We start from the raw sequence: 2,269 nt of genomic DNA, 5'->3' as shown, positions 1-2,269 counted from the left end.
TCGCCTCCGAGCTGCTGCCCGCCCTCGCCAAGGGCAGCGGGGCCGCCGAGCCGTCCCTGACACCCGCGGCCAAGCGCGCCCTGCTGGACGCCCATGCGCGCTCCCGAGCCGCGGGCGCCTCGTACATCGGCCCCGAGCACATCCTCGCCGCCCTCCTCGCCGCCCAGGAGAGCGGCGCGGGCCAGGCGCTGCGCGGCGAGGGCGCCGCACCAAAGACGGTGACCCGGGCGGCGGCCGGGCCCCCGAGCACGACGCCCACGCTGGACGAGTACGGCCGGGACCTGACCGCGGAGGCCCGGGACGGACGCCTTGACCCGGTGGTCGGCCGCGCCGAGGAGATCGAGGAGACCGTCGAGGTCCTGTCCCGGCGGACCAAGAACAACCCCGTCCTCATCGGCGAGCCCGGCGTGGGCAAGACCGCGATCGTGGAGGGCCTGGCCCAGCGGATCGTGGCCGGCCAGGTGCCGCGCAGCCTGAAGGACCGCAGGGTCGTCGGCCTCGACCTGGCGGGCCTGGTGGCCGGGACACGGTACCGGGGGGACTTCGAGGAGCGGCTGAAGAAGGTCATCGACGAGGTCACAGCCGACGAGAACACCATCCTGTTCGTCGACGAGCTGCACACCGTCGTCGGCGCGGGCTCCGGCGGGGAGGGCTCCATGGACGCCGGGAACATCCTCAAGCCCGCGCTCGCCCGCGGCGAGCTGCATGTCGTCGGCGCCACGACCATGGACGAATACCGCCGGTATGTGGAGAAGGACGCCGCGTTGGAGCGCCGCTTCCAGCCTGTCATGATCCCCGAGCCCACCGTCGAGGAGACGGTGCAGATTCTGGAGGGCCTGCGCGACTCCTACGAGGCGCACCACCAGGTCCGCTTCTCCGACGACGCGCTGCGCGCCGCCGCCGACCTGTCCGCCCGCTACCTGACGGAGCGGTTCCTGCCTGACAAGGCCATCGACCTCCTCGACCAGGCGGGCGCCCGGGTGCGGCTGCGCAGCCTGGGCCACAGCGGGGAGGCGCTGGAGATCGAGGACCGCCGCGACCAGCTGCGGCGCGAGGTCGACGAGGCGGTGTCCGACGAGAACTACGAGCGGGCCGTGGAGCTCAAGGAGCGCATCAAGGAACTGGACCTGGAGAAGGCGGCGGTCACCGAGAAGCGCGAGGGCGTAGTGGAGGTGACGGTGAACGACATCGCCGATGTGCTGTCCCGGCGCACCGGCATCCCCGTCAGCCAGCTCACGCAGAGCGAGCGGGAGCGCCTGATGAAGCTGGAGGAACGCCTCCACGCCAGGGTGATCGGCCAGGACGAGGCCGTCACCGCGGTGGCGCAGGCAGTGCGCCGCGGCCGGGCCGGGCTGAGCGACCCCAACCGGCCGACCGGCAGCTTCCTGTTCCTCGGCCCCACCGGAGTGGGCAAGACCGAGCTGGCCAAGACCCTGGCAGCGGAGCTCTTCGGCGACCCGGACCGCATGGTGCGCTTCGACATGAGCGAGTTCCAGGAGAAGCACACCGTCTCCCGCCTCGTCGGGGCGCCGCCCGGATACGTCGGCTACGAGGAGGCCGGGCAGCTCACCGAGGCCGTGCGGCGCAGGCCGTACTCCGTCGTCCTGTTCGACGAGATCGAGAAGGCCCACCCGGATGTGTTCAACCTGCTGCTCCAGGTTCTCGAAGACGGCCGTTTGACGGACGCTCAGGGCCGCACCGTCAACTTCCGCAACACCGTGGTCATCATGACCAGCAACATCGGCTCGCAGCGCATCCTGGCCCACCACGGCGACATCGACGCGATCCGCGACGACCTCCTCGCGGACCTGCGCGGCCATCTGCGGCCCGAATTCCTCAACCGGATCGACGACGTCATCGTCTTCCACGGCCTCGGCCGGGACGAACTGCTGCGCATCGTGGACCTGCTGCTGGACAACAGCCGCCGCCTGCTGCGCGCCCAGAACATCACCATGGAGGTGGAGCAGAGCGCCAAGGAATGGCTTATCGACCACGGCTACCAGCCCGAGTTCGGGGCGCGCCCGCTGCGCCGCACCATCCAGTCGCAACTGGACAACAAGATCTCCAACATGCTGCTCGACGGGACGCTGAACGCCGGGGACACCGTGATGGTGGGGGTCGACGACAGCGGGCTGGTCTGCACCCTGGGCGCCCCCAGGCCCTCGCGGACCCACGAGGAGGCGCAGGCCGCCGCCGAACAGGAGGCCGCCCGTACCAACCCTCCTGACGCGGAATAGGCGAAGAAGGCGAGCAGCCCGTCGGGTCCCGG

Annotated in this window: 1 protein-coding gene; it reads left to right on the top strand. The window is 71.0% G+C overall.

Annotation, left to right across the window (positions count from 1 at the left end):
• On the top strand, positions 1–2,237 hold a 2,237-nt coding region (locus tag AB0I73_RS41075; RefSeq protein ID WP_363045481.1), incomplete at its 5' end, for an ATP-dependent Clp protease ATP-binding subunit.
• Positions 2,238–2,269: the final 32 nt, after the last annotated feature.

The sequence above is a fragment of the Streptomyces sp. NPDC050388 genome (genome assembly GCF_040655635.1).
Taxonomy (GTDB): Bacteria; Actinomycetota; Actinomycetes; order Streptomycetales; family Streptomycetaceae; genus Streptomyces.
Note: the sequence above shows the minus strand (reverse complement) of the source record. Positions and strands in the feature narration are given on the sequence as shown.